The organism is Bifidobacterium sp. SO4, from assembly GCF_018555355.1.
GTDB classification, from domain to species: Bacteria; Actinomycetota; Actinomycetes; order Actinomycetales; family Bifidobacteriaceae; genus Bifidobacterium; species Bifidobacterium miconisargentati.
Window position 1 is genome coordinate 108,257 of record NZ_JAFEJP010000004.1, and the last position, 18,818, is coordinate 127,074.

General features: G+C 63.5%; 16 protein-coding genes. 6 read left to right on the top strand and 10 right to left on the bottom strand.

Annotation, left to right across the window (positions count from 1 at the left end):
- Positions 1 to 49: 49 nt before the first annotated feature.
- From JS536_RS04535 to JS536_RS04550, 4 genes are all read right to left on the bottom strand, one after another.
- Positions 50 to 805, bottom strand: a complete 756-nt coding sequence (locus tag JS536_RS04535; protein ID WP_240544262.1) for an ABC transporter ATP-binding protein — start codon at positions 803 to 805, stop codon at positions 50 to 52.
- A 58-nt stretch (positions 806 to 863) separates the two neighbouring features.
- Positions 864 to 2,024 carry an FtsX-like permease family protein gene (locus JS536_RS04540; RefSeq protein WP_214356012.1) on the bottom strand — a complete coding sequence of 387 codons (1,161 nt, stop codon included), beginning with the start codon at positions 2,022 to 2,024 and terminating at the stop codon, positions 864 to 866.
- 70 nt (positions 2,025 to 2,094) lie between these two features.
- On the bottom strand, positions 2,095 to 2,496 hold the full coding sequence (locus JS536_RS04545; RefSeq protein WP_214355947.1) for a DUF4418 family protein: 402 nt from the start codon (positions 2,494 to 2,496) through the stop codon (positions 2,095 to 2,097).
- Between the two features lie 369 nt (positions 2,497 to 2,865).
- The gene (locus JS536_RS04550) at positions 2,866 to 5,523 is read right to left on the bottom strand and encodes a UvrD-helicase domain-containing protein (protein ID WP_214355948.1); all 2,658 of its coding nucleotides are present in this window, start codon (positions 5,521 to 5,523) and stop codon (positions 2,866 to 2,868) included.
- Positions 5,524 to 5,679: 156 nt separating this feature from the next.
- Here JS536_RS04550 and JS536_RS04555 point away from each other — a divergent pair, with 156 nt between their 5' ends.
- The 4 genes from JS536_RS04555 to JS536_RS04570 all read left to right on the top strand — a co-directional run bounded on the left by JS536_RS04555 (position 5,680) and on the right by JS536_RS04570 (position 8,622).
- On the top strand, positions 5,680 to 6,261 hold the full coding sequence (locus JS536_RS04555; protein ID WP_214304879.1) for a xanthine phosphoribosyltransferase: 582 nt from the start codon (positions 5,680 to 5,682) through the stop codon (positions 6,259 to 6,261).
- A gap of 66 nt (positions 6,262 to 6,327) precedes the next feature.
- Positions 6,328 to 7,680 carry a nucleobase:cation symporter-2 family protein gene (locus JS536_RS04560; RefSeq protein ID WP_214355949.1) on the top strand — a complete coding sequence of 451 codons (1,353 nt, stop codon included), beginning with the start codon at positions 6,328 to 6,330 and terminating at the stop codon, positions 7,678 to 7,680.
- Between the two features lie 220 nt (positions 7,681 to 7,900).
- Positions 7,901 to 8,413 carry a DUF2975 domain-containing protein gene (locus tag JS536_RS04565; RefSeq protein ID WP_214355950.1) on the top strand — a complete coding sequence of 171 codons (513 nt, stop codon included), beginning with the start codon at positions 7,901 to 7,903 and terminating at the stop codon, positions 8,411 to 8,413.
- A complete protein-coding gene (locus tag JS536_RS04570) occupies positions 8,413 to 8,622 on the top strand; it encodes a helix-turn-helix transcriptional regulator (RefSeq protein ID WP_109056445.1) in 210 nt (69 codons plus the stop codon). Before JS536_RS04565 ends, JS536_RS04570 begins: the two co-directional genes overlap by 1 nt.
- Positions 8,623 to 9,257: 635 nt before the next feature.
- Here JS536_RS04570 and JS536_RS04575 read toward each other — a convergent pair.
- Complete coding sequence (locus tag JS536_RS04575) at positions 9,258 to 10,496, bottom strand: hypothetical protein (protein ID WP_240544256.1); 1,239 nt, start codon at positions 10,494 to 10,496, stop codon at positions 9,258 to 9,260.
- Between the two features lie 91 nt (positions 10,497 to 10,587).
- On the opposite strand from JS536_RS04575, the gene JS536_RS11800 reads away from it, so the two are divergent.
- A complete protein-coding gene (locus tag JS536_RS11800) occupies positions 10,588 to 11,661 on the top strand; it encodes a cobalt transporter (protein ID WP_240544257.1) in 1,074 nt (357 codons plus the stop codon).
- 246 nt (positions 11,662 to 11,907) lie between these two features.
- On the opposite strand, the gene JS536_RS04585 is transcribed toward JS536_RS11800, so the two are convergent.
- Positions 11,908 to 12,660: a hypothetical protein gene (locus JS536_RS04585; RefSeq protein WP_214355951.1), complete on the bottom strand. Its 753-nt coding sequence runs from the start codon at positions 12,658 to 12,660 to the stop codon at positions 11,908 to 11,910.
- A 137-nt stretch (positions 12,661 to 12,797) separates the two neighbouring features.
- Positions 12,798 to 13,109: a hypothetical protein gene (locus JS536_RS04590; RefSeq protein ID WP_214355952.1), complete on the bottom strand. Its 312-nt coding sequence runs from the start codon at positions 13,107 to 13,109 to the stop codon at positions 12,798 to 12,800.
- A gap of 328 nt (positions 13,110 to 13,437) precedes the next feature.
- On the opposite strand from JS536_RS04590, the gene JS536_RS04595 reads away from it, so the two are divergent.
- On the top strand, positions 13,438 to 14,919 hold the full coding sequence (locus tag JS536_RS04595; RefSeq protein ID WP_214355953.1) for an ATP-binding protein: 1,482 nt from the start codon (positions 13,438 to 13,440) through the stop codon (positions 14,917 to 14,919).
- Between the two features lie 23 nt (positions 14,920 to 14,942).
- Here the strand turns inward: JS536_RS04595 and JS536_RS04600 are convergent, their stop codons facing one another.
- Genes JS536_RS04600 through JS536_RS04610 form a run of 3 tightly spaced genes read right to left on the bottom strand, consistent with a single transcriptional unit; the run spans position 14,943 to position 18,748 of the window.
- Positions 14,943 to 16,451, bottom strand: coding sequence for an ABC transporter permease (locus tag JS536_RS04600; protein ID WP_214355954.1), 1,509 nt, complete (start codon positions 16,449 to 16,451; stop codon positions 14,943 to 14,945).
- Entirely contained in the window at positions 16,438 to 17,709 is a 1,272-nt protein-coding gene (locus tag JS536_RS04605; protein WP_214355955.1) for an ABC transporter permease, read from the bottom strand. The genes JS536_RS04600 and JS536_RS04605 overlap by 14 nt, the downstream gene beginning before the upstream one ends.
- Before the next feature lie 31 nt (positions 17,710 to 17,740).
- Positions 17,741 to 18,748 (bottom strand): ABC transporter ATP-binding protein, encoded by a 1,008-nt coding sequence (locus JS536_RS04610; protein ID WP_240544258.1) that lies wholly within the window; start codon positions 18,746 to 18,748, stop codon positions 17,741 to 17,743.
- Between the last annotated feature and the right edge of the window lie 70 nt (positions 18,749 to 18,818).

Consider the following 18,818-nt stretch of genomic DNA (forward strand, 5'->3'; position numbering starts at 1 on the left):
CTCCAGATGGCCTCTGCCATGCGGCAGACACCAGCGAGCTATTTTACACTCAGGCCATGGACAGCACACCGGCGTCCATGCGGTACACCGTGTCCGCCCAGGCGAGGGCGTCGGGATCGTGGGTGACCATGAGCACCGCGGTGCCGGCGTCCGCCCGTTCGCGCAGCAGGCGCATGACAAGGTCCGTGCTGGTCTGGTCAAGGTCGCCCGTCGGTTCGTCCGCGATGAGCAGCTTCGGCGTGTTCATCAACGCGCGGGCGATGGAGACGCGGCGCATTTCGCCGCCGGACAGTTCGCGCGGATAGCTGTCCGCAAGGTCGGCCACATCGAGGCGTTCGAGCAACGTGCGGGCGCGTTGTTCCGCCTGTTCCGCGGCAACGTCCCCGGAGCCCGACGGCGTGTTGCCGTACAGGGTGGACGGCAGCATCACGTTGTCCAGCACCGTCAGATTGGCGAGCAGGGTCTGGCTTTGGGTGACGAATCCGATGGTCCGGTTGCGCAGCAGCGACAGTTCCCTGTCCCCCAGTCCGGCCACGTTTCGCCCGTCGACGACCGCAACGCCCGACGTGGGACGTACGAGGCCGGCGACCATGTTGATGAGCGTGCTTTTGCCGTTGCCTGATCGGCCCACGATGGCGACGAATTCGCCGGGCGCGACGGCGAGGTTCACATGGCTCACGGCGTCGAACGGCGCACCGCGACGGGTGAAGGTGCGGGTCAGGTCCTTGAGTTCGACCAGCGGTGCCGGTTGCGCGGCTGCGGTCCGGGACTCATGGGCAACGGCGCCGGCAACGGAATCGGCCATGTCGTCATCCATGGCTCCGGTCACGGTTCCGTTCATGGCTTCGATGGATCCGGTCATGTCACTCCCCCTCCCGCAAGGTCAGATACGCTTCGGGACGGCCGATGCGGGCGAGCACGGACAGCGAGCCGATGACGCCGATCGCCACCGAGCAGATCACGGCCAGTCCCATGACGGCGAGCACAGCCGGCCACGGGGCCTGCAGGTATGGCAGCTGGAGCTGGCGGCCGATCAGCGCGCTGAAGGGGAAGATGGCCAGCGAGGCCAGGCCCACGCCGAGGATGCCTCCGCCAAGGCCGATCAGCGCCGATTCGCGCAGGAGGATGCCGGCCAGCATGCCGCGCGTGGCGCCTAGGATGCGCAGCGAGGCGAATTCGCGCTTGCGTTCGTTGACCGAGGAGGCGAACACTGCCAGCAGCACGATCACGCCCATCACCCAGATGGCCGCCACGAACACGGCCAGGTAGGTCACCAGCGCGTTGAGCGCGGTTTTGGTGGTGGCGGTGATGCCGCCCGGGTACACGTAGCCCAAATCGGAGAAGGTCGGGTCGAGACGCTGGATGTTCATGGCTACGGTCTGCGCGTCGTATCCCTCAGCCACCTTGACGAGCACGGTGGAGACGGCCTTGTCCGCGTATTCGGCGGGCATGACTCGCTTGGCGACTTTGGCCGAGGCATCCACCATGTCGGGCACGGTGTCGAGGTTGATGAATACGGAGTTGTCGAGGCTGGTGCCGGTGTTGGCGAGCTGGGCCACGACCGGCCATGTGCGGCCGTAGAGTTCCACGGTGCCGTCGACGGAGACGTTGACGTTCGCGCCGGCGATCATCTGCCCGTCTTCCAGCGTGCCGTCGAACTGGGAGGCCACCCATGGCTCGATGACGAAATCGGTGGCGGGGTCGTAGCCGATGATCTGCATTTTTTCATCGCAGCAGGCGGCGGCGAGCGAGGCTATGTAGGTCTGCTCGCTGGCCTGTTCGATGCCGTCCGCCTGTTCGACCTTGGCGGCGATGTCCTTGGTGAAGTAGAACGTGCTGGGGCTGCCGTCGGTCAGAAGCGCTTCGGCCTTCTGGGTCGTGTTCTGGGGCACCACCATGAGGTCGGCGCCAAGGCGGCGTTCCATGCTGGTCATGCCGGTGTTGAGGTTCATGGTGAGCATGGTGCCGCCGAAGAAGGCCAACGCCAGGATGGTCACCACGGCGAGCAGGGCTCCGGTACGCATGGGCCGCCCTGCAAGGTTGCGGGCGGCCAGTGCGCGCAGTGCGGTGCGCGGGGATGTGCGTACGGTCACGTCAGGCACGCTTGGGGGCACGGGTGTCCAGCCAGATGGACACGGCTGCGAACACGATGGTGAGCACGCCGAGCACGATGAGGGTGGGCAGCATCACCATGCGGCAGTGCATCATCGCGCCCTTGCAGATGCCGATGAGTACGGTGGGCACGGCGAACAGCAGCAGGACGTCGGCGATGGCCGCGATGTTGAGGCCCACGCGGACCTTGGGCTCAGCGAACAGCGCCACGATGCCGAGCGCGAGGATCACCACGCCGATGCCGGTGGCGGCCTGCTGCGAATAATGGCAGGCCGGCATCATGCCGTCGTGGGCGCCGCAGGCGTGGGCGAAGGTCTGGGGTGCGATGGCGGTCAGCGCGCCTAGCACGATGTTGGGCAGTGAAGCAAACAGCTTGTTCTTCATGGTCTCTTCCGGTAGGCCCTTTGCGGGCGACAAACACAACGTTCCGCATTATGCCCATGAAGGAATCGGAAAAACAAGTCTTGTATTTACCGGCTTCTTATGCTACGGCAAGGCTTTTCCCAGCTACTCTCTCCTTGAAGGAAGCCGCTGAATAAAGTGAGGCTGAAAGGATTGACGGCTTGGACCGGGTGCTCCCCTCAGTCGGCTTCACTGACAGCTCCCCTCAGAAAGGGGAGCCGGAAATATCGGCTCAACTATTGAGAGGCTCTCAGAGCTTCTCAATGGCTGAGCCGTAAAGCGGACAGTCCAGTGGACTGCCCGTAGGCGAAGTGAGCGGCCATGCCGTGAAGGGCTCCTATTGAGAGACTCTCAGAGCTTCTCGATAGGAGCCACGCGCAGCATCAGGCGTTTGACGCCGGCGGAACCGAAATCGACCGTGATTACGGAGTTGCGGCCCTTGTCCTGCGCGTCCGTGACCTTGCCGAGGCCGTACTGGTCGTGGCTGACCATGTCGCCGACGGCGAAGTCCGCGATGTTGAGGCCGTTGTCCTTGGTCAGGGACGAGCTGGGCACGGCCTTGCCGCCGGATGCGGACGACTTGGGCGCAGTGCGTCGCGTCGTGACCTTGCCGCCGCGGGTGCGGCCGTAGGAGTCAGACGATCCCGACCGTGAGCCATAGTAGGACGAGCCGGAACGGGATCGCGAACCGTACGTCGAACCGGATCCGCCGTAGGTCGAGCCGGAGCGGGACCCATACGAACCGTATGAGGAACCCGACCCATAGGACGATGAGCCGTACCGGGATCGTGACCCGTACGAGGAGCCGGAACCACGCGAGCCGAACGTGGACGACCCACCGAACGTGGTGCCGCCGAAATCGTCATCATCCCAACCGCCCATGTCGTCGGCGAATCCGTCGGTCCACTCGCCTCGCATGCGTTCCACGCCGGCTTCGCGGCGTTTCCAGTCGATGAGTTCGGCCGGGATCTCGTCGAGGAACTGGCTGGGCATCATGTCCGCGGCCTGCCCCCACTGGGAGCGTACGGCGGCGCGCGTCACATACAGGCGGCGCTTGGCGCGGGTGATGCCCACGTACGCCAGACGGCGTTCCTCCTGCAACTCGGTTACGTCCTCCATGGAACGCGAGTGCGGGAACGTGCCCTGCTCCATGCCCGTGAGGAACACCACCGGGTATTCGAGGCCCTTGGCGGTATGCAGGGTCATCAACGTCACCTTGCCGGAGTCCTCGGTCTCGCCGGGCAGCTGGTCGGAGTCGGCCACGAGCGCGGTGGTCTCCAGGAACGCGGAGAGCGTGGCGTCCGGCGTGTTCTGCTCGAATTCGGCGGCGGTGGACTGCAGCTGGGACAGGTTCTCCAGACGGGAGGCGTCCTGCGGATCCACGGACTTCTCCAGTTCGGCACGCAATCCGGTCTTCTCCAGCACTTCGGCCACGATCTCGCTGGGCTTGGAGTCATGCGAGCGTGTGAACTGCGAGAGCGCGCCCATGAGCTCGCGGAAGGCCTTGAGCTGCGTGGCGGTGCGGGTGGGTACGTTGGGAATCTCGTCCACGTGCATGAGCGCGTAGAAGAAGCTCGAGCCCTGTTCGCGGGCGTAGGCCAGCAGCACACCTTCGGCCCGCTCCCCCAGTCCGCGCTTGGGCACGTTGAGGATGCGCCTCAGGTTCACGTCGTCGTCCGGGTTGACGAGCGCCTGCAGGTAGGCCAGCGCGTCCTTGATCTCGCGGCGTTCGTAGAACTTGGTGCCACCGACGAGCTGATACGGGAGCCCCGCGTTGATGAGCGCCTCCTCCAGCGAGCGCGACTGCGCGTTGGCGCGGTACATGATGGCCATGTCCGAGTAGGCGATGCTTTCCTCGGCGTGCAGGCGCGCGATCTCGCCGGCCACCCACTGAGCCTCCTGCTGCGCGTTGTCCGCCGCGTAGCCCACAATCGGCTCGCCCTTGCCGAGCGCGGTCCACAGTTTCTTGGGTTTGCGGCCCTCGTTGTGGCTGATCACGGCGTTGGCCGCGTCGAGGATGGTCTGCGTGGAACGGTAGTTCTGTTCCAGCATGATGGTCTTGGCGGCGGGGAAATCCTGTTCGAAGTCCTGGATGTTGCGGATGTCGGCGCCGCGGAAAGCGTAGATGGACTGGTCGGAGTCGCCCACCACGGTGATCCAAGCCGGGCCGCTCTTGCCGGCGTTCGGTGCGCCCGGCACGGCCTGCGCACCGGCGTCCACGCCCGCCAGCTCACGCACGAGCACATACTGGGCGTGGTTCGTGTCCTGATACTCGTCCACCAGGATGTAGCGGAAGCGGTGATGGTAGTACTCGGCCACGGCCGGGTCGCTTCTCAGCAGTTCCACGGTGCGGCCGATGAGGTCGTCGAAGTCCACGGCGTTGGCGAGCGCGAGGCGGTGTTCGTATTCGGCGTAGATCACCGCGTAGATGGCTTCGAGGTCGCCCACGGTGCCGAACTGGTAGCCGCGCTGGCCGGGGGTGAAGTCCGGGGCGTGCAGGGCCAGGTATTCCTTCCAGCCGGTCAGGTTGTTCTTGAGGTCGGAGATGTGGCCCAGGATCGAACGCGGGGTGTATCGCTTGATGTCCAGGTTGAATTCGGTGGCGATGATCTTGACGAGTCGTTCGGAGTCGGCGGAATCGTAGATGGAGAAGCCGGACTTCAGTCCGATGGACTTGCCGTCGCGCCTGAGGATCCTCACGCAGGCGGAGTGGAAGGTGGAAACCCACATGCGCTGGGCCACCGGGCCGATGAGCGAGCCGAGACGTTCGCGCATCTCGGCGGCGGCCTTGTTGGTGAAGGTGATGGCGAGCACCTGGCTGGGCCATGCGCCGAACTGGCTCAGGATCCACGCGATGCGCCGGGTGAGCACGCGGGTCTTGCCGGAGCCCGCGCCCGCGCCGATGAGCAGCGCCTGGCCGCGGTACTGCACGGCCTCGGACTGCTGGGGGTTGAGGTCGCCCACGAGTTCCTGGGCGCTGCGTGCGATGACTTCCGGCTCCTCGAACACTGTATGTTCCTCCGTTTTTCGGCTCCCCTGCATAATGCGACATTCATATCTACCATACGCGCCGCCCATATGCGCCGGTCAGCGTAAGCTGGTTTGCCATATCCCCATAGTTACCGAACCGTAGCTATGCCATTCCGATGTCAAGGAGGTATTCCATTGCAGGAACTCGAGGAGCGAATCCAGGCCGAGGGCACCGTCAAGGCCGGTGACGTGCTGAAGGTGGACGCATTCCTGAACCACCAGTGCGACGTGCGTCTGTTCGACCACATGGGCGCGGCCTGGGCCGAGCATTTCGCGGGCAAGACCATCACCAAGATCCTGACCATCGAGGCCTCCGGCATCGGCATCGCCTGCTGCGCGGCCCGCCACTTCGGCGACGTGCCGGTGGTGTTCGCCAAGAAGGCCCAGTCCATCAACCTGGACGGCGACCAGTACACCACCACCGTCTATTCCTTCACCAAGCAGAAGGAGTTCCCGGTGATCGTCTCCAAGAAGTACCTGAACCCCGGCGACCATGTGCTGCTCATCGATGATTTCCTGGCCAACGGCAAGGCCTTGCGCGGCCTCATCGAGCTGTGCGGGAAGGCCGGCGCCACGGTCGAGGGCATCGGCATCGCGGTGGAGAAGGGCTTCCAGGGCGGCGGCGACAGCCTGCGCGCCGAGGGCTATGACGTGGATTCGTTGGCAATCGTGGAGTCCATGGATCCCGAGACCGGCAAGATTGAATTCCGCCACTGAGCGGGCAGTCCATAGCGGCCATTCGCAGCGACGATTCGCAAAGAGAGAAAAAGAGAGGAAACAACATTGTCTGAGAAGAAGCAATCCGCCTCGGTGTCCTTCGAGGCGCTGAGCTCGTTGGACGCGCCCGTCTCCTTCTGGAAGGGCATCCCGTTCGGCCTGCAGCACGTCATGGCCATGTTCGTGGCGAACCTGGCCCCGATCTTCATCGTGGCGTCCGCCGCCAAGATGACCCCGGCCCAGTCCGCCGCGGTGATCCAGGCCGGTCTGCTGGTGGCGGGCCTCGGCACCTGCCTGCAGCTGTACGGCGCGTGGCGCATCGGCTCCAGACTCCCGATGGTCACCGGCATCTCCTTCACCTACGTGGCCGCCGCGGTGGCCATCTGCGCGGATAAGGGCTACGGCGCCGTGGTGGGCGCGGTCCTGGTCGGCGGCGTGCTGGAGCTGGTGCTGGGCCTGACCGCCAAGTACTGGCGTCGCTTCGTGCCGCCGATCGTCTCCGCCATCGTGGTGACCTCCATCGGTTTCTCGCTGCTCAACGTTGGCGCCACGAGCTTCGGCGGCGGCTCCGGGGCGAAGGACTTCGGCTCCTGGCAGAACCTCACGCTCGGCCTCATCTCCCTGGTGGCATGCCTGGCCTTCCAGCTGCTCATGAAGGGCACCGCCAAGCAGCTGTCCGTGCTGTTCGGTCTCGTGGTGGGCTACGTGGTGGCCATCTGCATGGGCAAGGTCGATTTCTCCGGCTTCCAGGACCTCGCCATCGTCTCCGTGCCGCAGCTCATGCCGTTCAAGCCCGAGTTCGACTGGGGTTCGATCATCTCCATCGGCCTGCTGTACGTGGTCTCCTCGGTCGAGGTGCTCGGCGACACCGCCGCCCTGACCAAGGTGGGCCTCAACCGTACGCCCACCGAGCGTGAGACCGCGGGCGCCATTGCCGGCGACGGCCTGATCTCCTCGGTCTCCGGCCTGTTCGGCTGCCTGCCGCTGACCTCCTTCGCCCAGAACATCGGCCTGGTGGCCATGACCAAGGTGGTCAACCGCAAGGTGATCCTCTCCGGCGGCCTCATCCTGATTCTGGCGAGCTTCGTGCCGGCCATCGCCGAGGTGTTCAACTCGCTGCCGCAGGCAGTGCTCGGCGGCTGCACCATCATGATGTTCGGCAACATCATCCTCTCCGGTTTCCAGATGATCGCCGAGGCGGGCTTCTCGCAGCGCAACATCACCATCGCCGCGCTTTCGCTGACCATCGGCATCGGCTTCACGCAGGTGAGCGACATCTTCGTGAACTTCCCCTCGCTGTTCCAGCAGATCTTCGCCTCCAACTGCATCGCCGTGGCGTTCGTGGTGGCGGTGATCCTCAACGCCGTGCTGCCCAGCGAGGAGCACTTCCTGAGTGCCCCGGCCGCGAAGGAAGCATGAGCACAGCCTGAGCGCTCCGAGCGCGAAGGAGGACTAGCCAAGTCACGGCCTGAGCGCGTTCGGCACTTCCGAGAAAGACTCCGCGCGCTCAGTGCCAATACCGACCCGACCCCTCTGCCTTCACTGAGCAGAGGGGTCTTTTATATCGTTTTTCGATTTACATATATCGAAAAACGATATATACTGATTCCTGTCGGCAATCTCGGCAAGGAGGAAACACATGAAGAACTATATGAACCGGTGGGTCCTGATCGGATCGAAGGCGATCGTCGTGCTCATCTGGCTGGGATGCCTTTGGGGACAGGCGATCGCGGTCCCCGTGCTCAGCGAGGTGATGGCCGGTTTCTACGTCAGCCAGGCTCCCCTGCGCTGGCCGTACCTTGTGCTGGGCGAGCTGTTCCTGGCATGCGTCGAAATCGCGTTCATCGGCGTCTGGCGACTGCTGTCGCTGTCCGGTTCGGGCGCGGTGTTCACCGCCAAGGCGCTCCCCAACGTGAATCTTATTATCGGCTGCGCGGCCGTCGGCATCGTACTGACGGCGATCGCATCGGGCGCGTTCGCCATCTCGGGCTGTCGCGATGCCACCATGCAGGGAATGGATTACTTCAGCGTTGCGGCCATGCTCGGCGTCACCATCATGACCGAAATCGGCTTCATCCTGCTGATGACCGTGATGAAGGGACTATTGCGCGCGGCCACCGACCAATCGGACGAACTGGAGCAGGTGATCTGATGGCCATCCGCATCAACCTCGACGTCATGATGGCCAAGCGCAAGATCGGCGTGGGCGAACTGGCCGACCGAATCGGCATCACACCCGCCAACGTGTCCATCCTCAAGAACGGGCGCGCCAAGGCCGTACGCTTCACCACCCTCGACGCCCTCTGCCAGGCCCTCGACTGCCAGCCCGGCGACATCCTCGAATACACGCCGGATGAATAAGGCCCGGAATCACAGGGCTACGGCTCCGAGCATGATTCCGGCTATCCCCCTCTCGAAACCTCTGGCCGTGCCTTTCTGCGGTACAAAGCCGCGTTTCCACCGTTAGGCGCCTGTTGTACCGCATCGATGTGGGACGACAGGCCTTTCTGTGATATCCAAGCCTTTCATCCCGCACCTTCGCAACCATAAACCATTGGAATTCCGTCATTCTCATGAAAATCCCATACTCGACGGCAATACGTCACGCGGGACGAAACGCCAAAAACAACGCAACAACCGCATTGTCCCGCACAAAACCGCACGTGATAAGCCCGATTCCACACATTCCGGCATGCCGTTCCACACCACGCACCGCCCCGCTCCGCATCATCGCCTTCCGCCCCAGTCCGCGCACGATTCACGCAGGCTCTGTTAGACCAAGATTGGCATGAATCCATGTCTCCCTCAGTCGGTTTCACCGACGGCTCGTCTTGCAATTAAGAACGAACTACGCCCGCGGTTTGTTGGCTCGATCGCCATCTCGCACATTGCCTATAAACAGCTCCACTGTTTGCCTCACGCCAACATCCTGACAAGGGGAGCCAAAAATAAGGACCCATGTCATCATGGTTCAGCGATGCCTTCATGCATGAATCTCATTGGGCACCGTCCGGACGGGCAGCCAATCTCCTCATACGCCGGGCCAATCGTTCCAGCGGCATCGGTAAGACACGAAACTCGAACGAACAACCTCTCAACGCAAGAGTCCTCGCCACGGCAAAGGCGAATTCGGCGGCGGCGCTCTCATCCTGGATGCTGGCGGCCGTGGCCACAAATACGGCCCATCCCCGGCTGAGGAGTCTGGACCTTTTCTCCTGGTCTCGTCTCCATTGCGTCTTATCGGTGCGATGATGGTCGCCATCGTATTCGACCGCGATTCTGCAATCCGGCCATGCCATGTCCACCGTCATCACCACCCCTGATGCGAAGTGCAGATTTGGCACAATGTAATTCAATTCCGGGCACGGCAACCCATGACGTAACAATGCCAAACGGAGTTCGGACTCCTTCGGGGAGCCGGACCCCGACATAATCAACAGCAACGCTTTTATGCATGATTCCCTTCCTTTGAACAGTGGAAGCTTCTGCGTGAAGCGGACCAAATCCGCATACACGGCATCGGCGTCACGTCCCCTCGCCAAACGCGGTTGACTGCTTGTCGCGGCGACGATGGCATCACCAAGCACGACCAATGACGCGAAGGAGAGATGCGTGGACAGTTGCGCCCATACATGGAACAAATCCAATGCCAGCACGTATCCGTTGATCTTCACTTTCCGTGCCGTGGCCACATGCTTCCACAAGTGCGTGCGCAACGTCGAGTTCCTCGCACGAATACGGCGATTCTTTGCGCTGGAGACGGTATGCAGCGCTTCCGTCTCAAGGTCGCACTCGGCGGGAAGCGGTACCGATTGAAGGATAAGCGATGTGGTCATGCCGAATAACAGCTGTCTCCCCATCCGTTTCGCCTCGTCCGTGCATCGTTGAAGCATGTCAAGCCTGCGACGGTCAAGTTCTTCGCCCATGGATGACGACTTCGCAGCGGTATTCGAATATTCGTTCGATGAGGTCAAGACGGAATCAACGCCCAATGGCGAGCGGCTGGGCGAGGAGGGCCCGAATTCCGTCTGTCGCATCGCTGCGGCATCGGCGGCATTCGTTGGAACGGATGGGATTCCTTGCGTGTTATCGTCCTTGATGTCACTGTTCATGAGTCCACCGTAAAAAACAAGAGCCACAAGCGGAAGCCCAACCGAATCATGTGGTTCCAGCTTCCAGACCGATGGATTCCCCGCAACACGGCGGACGCGGACGAGCACGAAATCGGAAATCATACTTCGGTCGTATTGTTCGGATTCGGGCGACCATGAAATATGGGATATGGCAGTAAATCGCTCGGAACGAATGAAAAGAGGCCGAAGGGCTATGGGGCAGCAACACAACCGGTATGGCGCGCGCCGCCCGGGCGCGATCACGGAGTGGATTCTGGTGCCGGTCGCCGTGTTCCTCGTCATCGTGCTGCTGGGTGTCATACTGCTGCCGCGGCTGTTGGCGCCCAAGGAATACGTGCGTTCGGCGAGCGACGCCTATTGCGCCGCCATCTCGTCCGATGGCACCCGTCACACGCTGAGTCCCGAGCAGGCGGGCAACGCCGCGCTCATCGCGAACATCGCCGTCAATCGCGGTCTGCCGGACCATGCCGTCACGGTGGCCATCGCCACGGCCATGCAGGAATCGCGGCTCACGAACCTCGACCATGGCGACCGGGATTCGCTGGGGCTCTTCCAGCAGCGTCCCAGCCAGGGGTGGGGCACGGCCGAACAGGTGTCCGACCCCACGTATGCCACGAACATTTTCTACGACCATCTGATGCAGGTGCCGGATTGGCAAACGATTCCGGTGGAGGATGCGGCGCAGGAAGTGCAGCGTTCGGGATATCCGGACCTGTACGCCAACTGGGATGCGATGGCGCGCGCTTGGGCATCGGCCCTGACCGGCGAGCTGAGCGCGGGCGTGACCTGCGCGCTGGAGCCGGCGAGTGGTTCCGACGCGGACGGGCTCATCACGGCGGCCTCGGCGGCGCTGCCGAACGTCACCATCACCAAAAGTGAGACGAAGAACGGCGATTCCGTCGAAGGTTCCGCCGCAAATGGCACCGGCAATGACGGCTCCGTAAAGGACAGCACGGACGGAGCCGCCAATGATTCCGGCAATTCCGGCGGCTCGAATCACGGACTATTCGGACTGTTCGGCTCCCATTCGTCCACGAACAAAGGCTCCGCAACGAACCGCACCACGCTCACCGTCATGCTGCCATCCGGCCTGTCCGATACCGACCAGCAGCGCGTGTGCTGGCAGACGGCCGGATGGCTCGTCGCCCACGCCCGCGAGTACGGCATCGATTCGATGACAGCCAACGGCATGAGCTGGAACCGTAGGGACGCCACGTGGACCGGTGACGAGAAGGCTTCAGACAGCCTTGTCGTCAACCTCGGGTGAAGAACCCGGTTACGTACGCGCCCACGCAGTCAACTCCGCCGCCGGCCCGGCGACAGATACGGAACAAACGGCACCTGAAGCGTTCCGACTCGGCCATTATCAGATACCTCGCCCACTACCAGCTACCAGCCCGCCGAATCGTTGGTCAACCGAGACCGGCATTCGAGAGAAACCAAGGAACGCCAAGGAACCCGGCCCATGACGGCCTTGGTCAAGCGCAATCCGAGATATATTCCACACCGCATATCACTGGTTCAACGGATCATTGTTGCACAGGTAGAACTGGTGGCCTTGCGGCGTGTTCTGGTCGTATTTGAAATCGGGGTTGGGCTGGCCGTCATAGGCCTGCTCCCAGTATTCGCTGAAGAACTCGGACTCGCGTTTGAGGCTGGCGGTCATGCTGTCCTGCGTGGTGCCGCGGTCGACCATCGCCAGGTATTCGCTTTCGCTGATCGGCTGCGGCAGGAGATCGTGCTTGGCGAGGCACTGGTAGGTGGCACGTTGCATGGCGGCCGTATCGACGTTGTTCGGGTTGGATGAGATATCGGCGTAAAGCGTGGATACGAGATCCGCGCCGGTCTTGCTCTGGCATTCCTGCATGACCTTGAGCTGTTCGTCGTTGGACAGCGAGCCCCGATACTGCCCTGTGCTCTCACCTTCGCCCGGCGTGTACACGGCCTGTAGCCCATAGGGTTCGAGGCAGGTGTTGTATGCGTCGTAGGCCTCCTGCACTTCGGCGTCGGTAATCTTGCCGTCCTTGAGGATGTCGCGGATGAGGTCGGTGGGCGCGTCCTTGTAGGCCTGTTTGAAATCGTCGGCGTATGGGCCGGAGAAAGCGGGCTGCCCGCCGGAGTTCGCGTCGGTCCCGGAAGCGTGGTTTGCGTTCGCTCCCTGACCGCATGCCGCGAGCGCCGCGCACATGAACACGGCGGCCACCAATGCGAACGTACGCCGTACGCCATGATGCGTCGCACGTGACGCTCCTTGAATATCCCCCATGATGGCCTCCTTACCTGGCCTGTTTGCAATCGTATGGCCATCATCGGGGATTTCGGGCGATGGTTCCAGCAACCTTGTCATCTGGGAGACGACGCCAGGAGCGACACGGCGTTTCCTTGACGGCAATCCGTCGAATCCTAGCGCAGGCGGGTCTCCTTGAGCGCGGATTTGACGGCGGCCTTGGTGAGCACGAACTGGGCGTAGTAGGTCAAGGCGGTGAGCGCGATCATGCTCACCAGCGTGATGGCGCCGGCGATCACATCGTTTCGGGACAGGTTCTTCACCGGGCATTTGCCACCCTTGCCGCACATGCCCGGGTGGTGCTTGAGCGGGCAGTGCGCGGCCTTGGGACAGGTTTCGGAGGCGTCGTCGGGTTCGACAGGCTCAGTGCCGACGACGGCCGTCTCGTCCAGCACATCAGTGTCGTTGGTTTCGTTGATGTCGGTCATGATGTTCCCCTTTTCGGCTTGTTGCATGCGTTGGATGCATATGTTCAGGTGCATTGCGCGGACGACTTCGTACCGCGGCACTTTCCATTCTACCGGCGCAATGTGGAATGATTCGTCTCATTCGACGCCCGTGTACCGCGCATACCGACGCTTCCCGCGCGCACCAGTGCGAGCATGCCACCCATCCGGATGACGCTCGTCCGGCACCCGCCCATCGCCGGCCGGCGGAACCGACGTGAATTCTCGATGAACGGCATCCTTCCCGCAGGACACAGCGCACGACCCCACGAACCGCATGCGGCACAATGGTGTCAAAGGAGGCACTCCCATGGTCGACGACTACACCGCGAAGATGACCGAACTCATCGGGCTTATGCGCATGATCGGCAACGATACGCAGCAGTGCGAGGTCAAGGAGTGCAAGCGCCGCATCTCCTCCACCATCACGGATACGCTTTCCGCGTTCTCGAACGGTTCGGGCGGCTGGATCATCCTGGGGCTTTCGGAGAAGGCCGGGTTCACGCCGGTGGAGGGGTTCGACGCGCGCGCCATGCAGGAGGCGCTGAGCCAGGCATGTGAGAAGATGACGCCGGTGGTGCGCCCGGTGATCGTGACCTGCCCGTTCGAGGGCGCGAATCTGGTGTTCGCCCGCGTGGACGAGATGCTGCCGCGAGACAAGCCCTGCTTCACCACCGCGTTGGGCCCGCACGGCGGCTCGTTCATCCGTACCGGCGACGGCGACCGCCGCATGACCTCCTACGAGGTGGACCGGCTCATCGAGGAGCATCTGCAGCCCACCTATGATCTGGACATCGTGCCGCACGCCACCACCGACGATCTGGATCCCGCTCTGGTGGCCGGGTTGCTGGCCCGTGCGCGCGAGCAGCATCCGCATGTGTTCGCCGGCCGCGACGCCACGCGCACGCTGCTCGATCTGCAGGTGCTGCGTCATGACGATTCCGACGACAGCGAGGTGGGCGGGGTCCTGCGACCCACGCTGGCCGGACTGCTCGCGCTCGGCCGTTACCCGCAGAAGTACTATCCGCGGCTTTCCATCGCGATCGCCGTATTCCCCGGCACCGACCGGGACGAGGTGTTCCGCGGCGACGACCGGCTGGTGGCGGCCAAGACCATCGTGGGGCCGATTCCGGTGATGATCAACGACGCGGTCGAGTCGCTGATGCGTTGGATCGGCGCGAAGAAGCCGGACTATCCGCCCGTGGTGCTGCGCGAGGCCATTGCGAACGCGCTGACGCACCGTGACTACTCCCCCGACGCGCGCGGCACGCAGGTGCGCATCAGCGTGTTCACGAACCGTATCGAGATCACCAATCCGGGCGGCCTGTACGGCACGGTGACGCACGATGTGCTGGCGAACCCGAACCCGGTGACGGGCGTGCCGTTCGTCTCCACCCGCAACCAGTTCCTGTTCACGCTGCTGGAGTCCACGCCGTATCCGGACGGCGGGTTCGTGAACCCGGAGGGCGGCGACGGCTACCAGCGCATCGCGGCGAGTCTCAGGGAGGCGGGCATCGAGCCGGCCACCACGGTCAACGACATCAACACGTTCACGATGACCATCACCAAGCAGCGTTCGGCCGCGAACAGCACGCCGAGCGACATCTCGAAGGCGATCCTGACCGTGCTGGAGCGTCATTCGGCGATGAGCATCAAGGAGATCATCCGCGAGCTGCAGCTCACTCCCCTGGCGGCGACCTCCGGCATGCGCGAACTCATACGGGAGGGCCGGGTCGCCAAGGTGAAGTTCCAGGACGACCCGACCCAGCGGTATCGGTTGAAGGGGATGTAGCGGCGAAGCACGCCGCCTGTGACTTACGCTTCGGCGAGTTGAGTCACGGTCGACGCCACCGCATTCGGCCGGGAGCGGCGGAACCGTCCGGCGGCGAGCCCCACGCAGACGAACGCGACCGCGAACAGTGCCACGATGCCGGTGGCGGCGGCCCAACCGGCCATGTCCGTGCCGGAAGCGGAACCGGCGCCAAGCGCCTCGTCGATCGCCGTGCAGTACCACCAGCCGGGCGTCAGTTTGGCGACGGCGACCATCGCGTCGGGCATCATGCTCATCGGGAACGCGATACCGGACGCGAACAGGATGAGCAGTCCGAATACGTTGGCGAACCCGTTGGCAACCGTGTCGGAGGCGCCGAATTCGCCGAGCATGAAACCGCAGGCCGTGCACATGAGGGCGAACATGCAGATCGAGACGAAGGTCATTACCACACCGCCCACCGGTATGGAGGCGATGTTCGCGCCGGTCGCGGCCGTGAGCCCCAGCGCGACGACCAGATAGCCCATGCAGATCAGCAACGCGAAGCCGCACAGCACGCTCATGCGCTTGAGTCCGATGGAGGCCGAGGGGGTGGCCATGAGCCGGCGTCGCAGTTCGCCGGTGCCGAACACGCGGGCCACCAGACTCACGCAGACGCTCAGGGTGAGGAACAGCGGGTAGATCGCCGTCTTCATCGTGTCGCCGAATCCGGAGGCGACGGGGTTCGCCGCACCGGCGTTCCGGTCGTCCTGCGACGTGACGTTCTCCACGGCGACCGGACGGTTGGCCTTCGCATCGTGCGCCGTGCGTGCGGCCCGCTTGGCGGCGGCCTGTACATCGGTCGTCGTCAGGTCGGACAGCGACCCCTCCGGCAGCGAATCGAGGTCGATTGTGGCCGGGCCGTCCGCCGAGCCGTTCATGAACCGGGACCAGTCGTCGTTCTGCCCCGCAGCCATCTGTTCGTTCATCTGCCCGGCGGCACCGGCGGCGGACCCGCCGGCCGAGGAACCGGAAGACGTCCCGCCGATCATCTTCGCATACCATGCGGCGAGCTCACTGTCGTCGACCTGCACGTTTTCCCCGATCAGCGCGATGCGGGTGAGCGAGAGGAACCCGTTCACGTTCATGCCGCCGATGGCTCCGGCGCCGGACGTGTAGCTCGTGACCGTCTCGACCTTCGGCATGTCGCCGCCGGATCGCACGGCTTCGATGAAATCGTCGGCGTAGCCGCGCGGGATGATGACGATGAGATCGGTCCAGTTCGAGGCGACGGCCTGCTGCAGCGATTCGGGATCGTCGTCCAGTTCGACCAGCGTGGCGGAATCGGACAGGTAGTCGCGCAGGCCGTCGGCGATGCCGCCGCGGTTGGCGTCCCGGTCGACGACGGCGACGTTGACCTTCTCCGGCTCGTAGGTGTCGGCCACGGTCCGGTTGGCGGCGGTGATCTGCGACCAGCTGAGCGTGAACATCATGATGCCCATGAGCACCAGGTAGATGATGATGTACGTGCGGTGCGCGAGCAGTACGCGCACGGTGGCCTTACAGGTGTTCATAGCGTTGCCTCCTGAGCATGATCACGCCGGCCGTGAGGAACACCGCGCTCATCGCGAACAGGATGGCGCAGGTGCGGATGAACGGCTGGTAGCTGTCGTAGTACATGAGCGAGTAGAACAGGTCGGTCACCTGTTGGGCGGGGTTGATGATGGCGAGCAGCGGCGCCTTACGCGAGATCAGGTCGCTCAGTTCCATGGCGAATCCGCCGTACAGGCCGCTGAACAGGGACAGCGAGCAGGCGATCGCGGTGGCCATGCCCTGTTTGACGCCGGTCGTGAGCTTGGGGATGGCACCGATCATCGTGCCGAATGCGCAGGTCATGAACGAGGCGACGAGCACGGCGAGCACGGCGGCCGGCTCGCGTCCGCCGACTTCGATGCCGCAGACGTAGCGGATGTACGCGAGCGCGACGAGCAGGCAGGCGCAGGAGCACAGCCATCCCGCGAGGAATCCGGCCACGAGCTGTTTGGTCCGTCCGAGCGGCGCGACGGTGCGGCGGATGCCGAGCGCGGAGAGGTTCGCCTGAGCGGTGGTGACCGTATGGATCATGTACGACATGGCGACCAGACAGGCCATGCCCATGAGCGCGTAGTAGTATCTCGCCATCACGCTGGGTTTGAAGTTGGTGAGCGTGACCTCTTTGGTGGCGTTCATGGATGCGTTGATGCCGTTCCAGAACGTGCGCGTGGCCGGGGCGGTCGGGTTGTCCTTGAGCACGGACTTCACGGTGGCGCTGGTGCGGTTGTACTGGTCAAGCACGTTGTCGAGCGCCGAGAGGGAAACATCAAGTCCCGCCTCCTGCGTGCCGTTGTTGGCCACGGTCACGGTGTCGTCGCTGAGTGCGAGTGCGATTCGTCCGTCGTCGTCGGCCTTGAGGTAGCCGTCCGTCTTGCCTTGGGACAGTAGTTCGCGGGCCTGCGATGTCGAGTCGACTTTGGTGACGTCCAGCAGGGTCACGCCGGGGTCGATGTCCATTACATCCATGCCTGCATTCGTGCCGCTGCCATCCTGAGTCTTGCCCGAATCGCTTGTCTTGCCGGACAGTGCCGTGATGAGCGTGTCCGCGCCGACCGCGTTCGTCCAGTTCGAATCCTTCACGACGGCCACGGATACCGGCGTGATGCTCATGGCCTGGTCCAGGTTGCCGAACACGCCGTTGAACATGGTTGACAGCGCTATCGGGAACACGATGAGCCAGAACAGCGCGCTTTTGTCCCTGAGATTCGCCTTGAGTGTGACGATGAACGTGCTCCACATGGCGTTCTCCTTTCCTTGAGTTGGAGGGTTCCTAGTCGCGCAACGCCTTGCCGGTGAGCTCCAGGAACACGTCGTTCAGGGTGGGCGGACGACTGGTCAGGTGTCCGATGTTCGCGCCCGAGGTGCGCAGCACGCCGATCAGGTCGACGAGGTTGTGGTCGCCGCGACGGCAGCGCACATCCAGTTCACGCCCGTCGTAGGAGGCCTCGATGACGAACGCAAGGGCACGTACGGCGGCGAGCGTCTCGTCAGTCAGGTCGAGCGTTTCGATGGTGATGCGTTCGCCCGTGTCGATCATGGCCTTGAGTTCGTCGGCGGTGCCGAGCGCGAGGTGACGGCCGTGGTCCATGATGAGGATGCGGTCGCAGATCTGTTCGACCTCCTCCATGTAGTGGCTGGTGTAGATCACGGTGGCGCCGGCCTTGTTGAGCTTCTGGATGCCTTCGAGGATGGCGTTGCGGCTCTGCGGGTCGACGGCCACGGTCGGCTCGTCGAAGAAGATGAGGTCGGGTTTGTGGGCGATGCCGCAGGCGATGTTGAGACGTCTGAGGAGACCGCCGGAGAGCTTGCCGGGCCGGAATTTGCGGAAGTCCTGCAGTCCGGCGAATTCGATAGCCTCCTCGACCAGGGGCGCGCGTTCGGCCTTCTTCGGCACGTACAGCGAGCAGAAGTAGTCGATGTTCTCGGTGACAGTCAGTTCGTTGAACACGGCCACGTTCTGCGGCACGATGCCGATGCGGCGCTTGAGGTCGTATGACGTGGGCGTCATCGGCTGTCCGAAGACGCGGATGGTGCCCGAATCGTAGGTGAGCAGCGCGAGGATGCAGTTGATTGCCGTGGTCTTGCCGGAGCCGTTGGGGCCCAGCAGACCAAAGATCTCGCCCTGCTTCACGTCGAGGTCGAAGTAGTCGAGCGCCACCATGTCGCCATACCGCTTGACGAGCTGGCTGACGTGGACTGCCGTGGTCGTCTCCACTTCGTTCGTCTCGGCCGGTGCGGTGGGCCCGGTGTCGGTGTGGGCTGTGATGTCGGTTGCCATGTTCGCTCCCTTCCTTGGATGACTCCATCATCCCAAGCGGGCGCCGCGACTCCCACCCACAAACGTCACG

Excerpts from the sequence above, each read along its gene's own strand:
- JS536_RS04535 (WP_240544262.1), bottom strand. The coding sequence starts at position 805 with ATGGCCGATTCCGTTGCCGGCGCCGTTGCCCATGAGTCCCGGACCGCA.
- JS536_RS04540 (WP_214356012.1), bottom strand. The coding sequence starts at position 2,024 with ATGCGTACCGGAGCCCTGCTCGCCGTGGTGACCATCCTGGCGTTGGCC.
- JS536_RS04545 (WP_214355947.1), bottom strand. The coding sequence starts at position 2,496 with ATGAAGAACAAGCTGTTTGCTTCACTGCCCAACATCGTGCTAGGCGCG.
- JS536_RS04565 (WP_214355950.1), top strand. The coding sequence starts at position 7,901 with ATGAAGAACTATATGAACCGGTGGGTCCTGATCGGATCGAAGGCGATC.
- JS536_RS04570 (WP_109056445.1), top strand. The coding sequence starts at position 8,413 with ATGGCCATCCGCATCAACCTCGACGTCATGATGGCCAAGCGCAAGATC.
- JS536_RS04575 (WP_240544256.1), bottom strand. The coding sequence starts at position 10,496 with ATGATTTCCGATTTCGTGCTCGTCCGCGTCCGCCGTGTTGCGGGGAAT.
- JS536_RS11800 (WP_240544257.1), top strand. The coding sequence starts at position 10,588 with ATGGGGCAGCAACACAACCGGTATGGCGCGCGCCGCCCGGGCGCGATC.
- JS536_RS04585 (WP_214355951.1), bottom strand. The coding sequence starts at position 12,660 with ATGGGGGATATTCAAGGAGCGTCACGTGCGACGCATCATGGCGTACGG.
- JS536_RS04590 (WP_214355952.1), bottom strand. The coding sequence starts at position 13,109 with ATGACCGACATCAACGAAACCAACGACACTGATGTGCTGGACGAGACG.
- JS536_RS04595 (WP_214355953.1), top strand. The coding sequence starts at position 13,438 with ATGGTCGACGACTACACCGCGAAGATGACCGAACTCATCGGGCTTATG.
- JS536_RS04600 (WP_214355954.1), bottom strand. The coding sequence starts at position 16,451 with ATGAACACCTGTAAGGCCACCGTGCGCGTACTGCTCGCGCACCGCACG.
- JS536_RS04605 (WP_214355955.1), bottom strand. The coding sequence starts at position 17,709 with ATGTGGAGCACGTTCATCGTCACACTCAAGGCGAATCTCAGGGACAAA.
- JS536_RS04610 (WP_240544258.1), bottom strand. The coding sequence starts at position 18,748 with ATGGCAACCGACATCACAGCCCACACCGACACCGGGCCCACCGCACCG.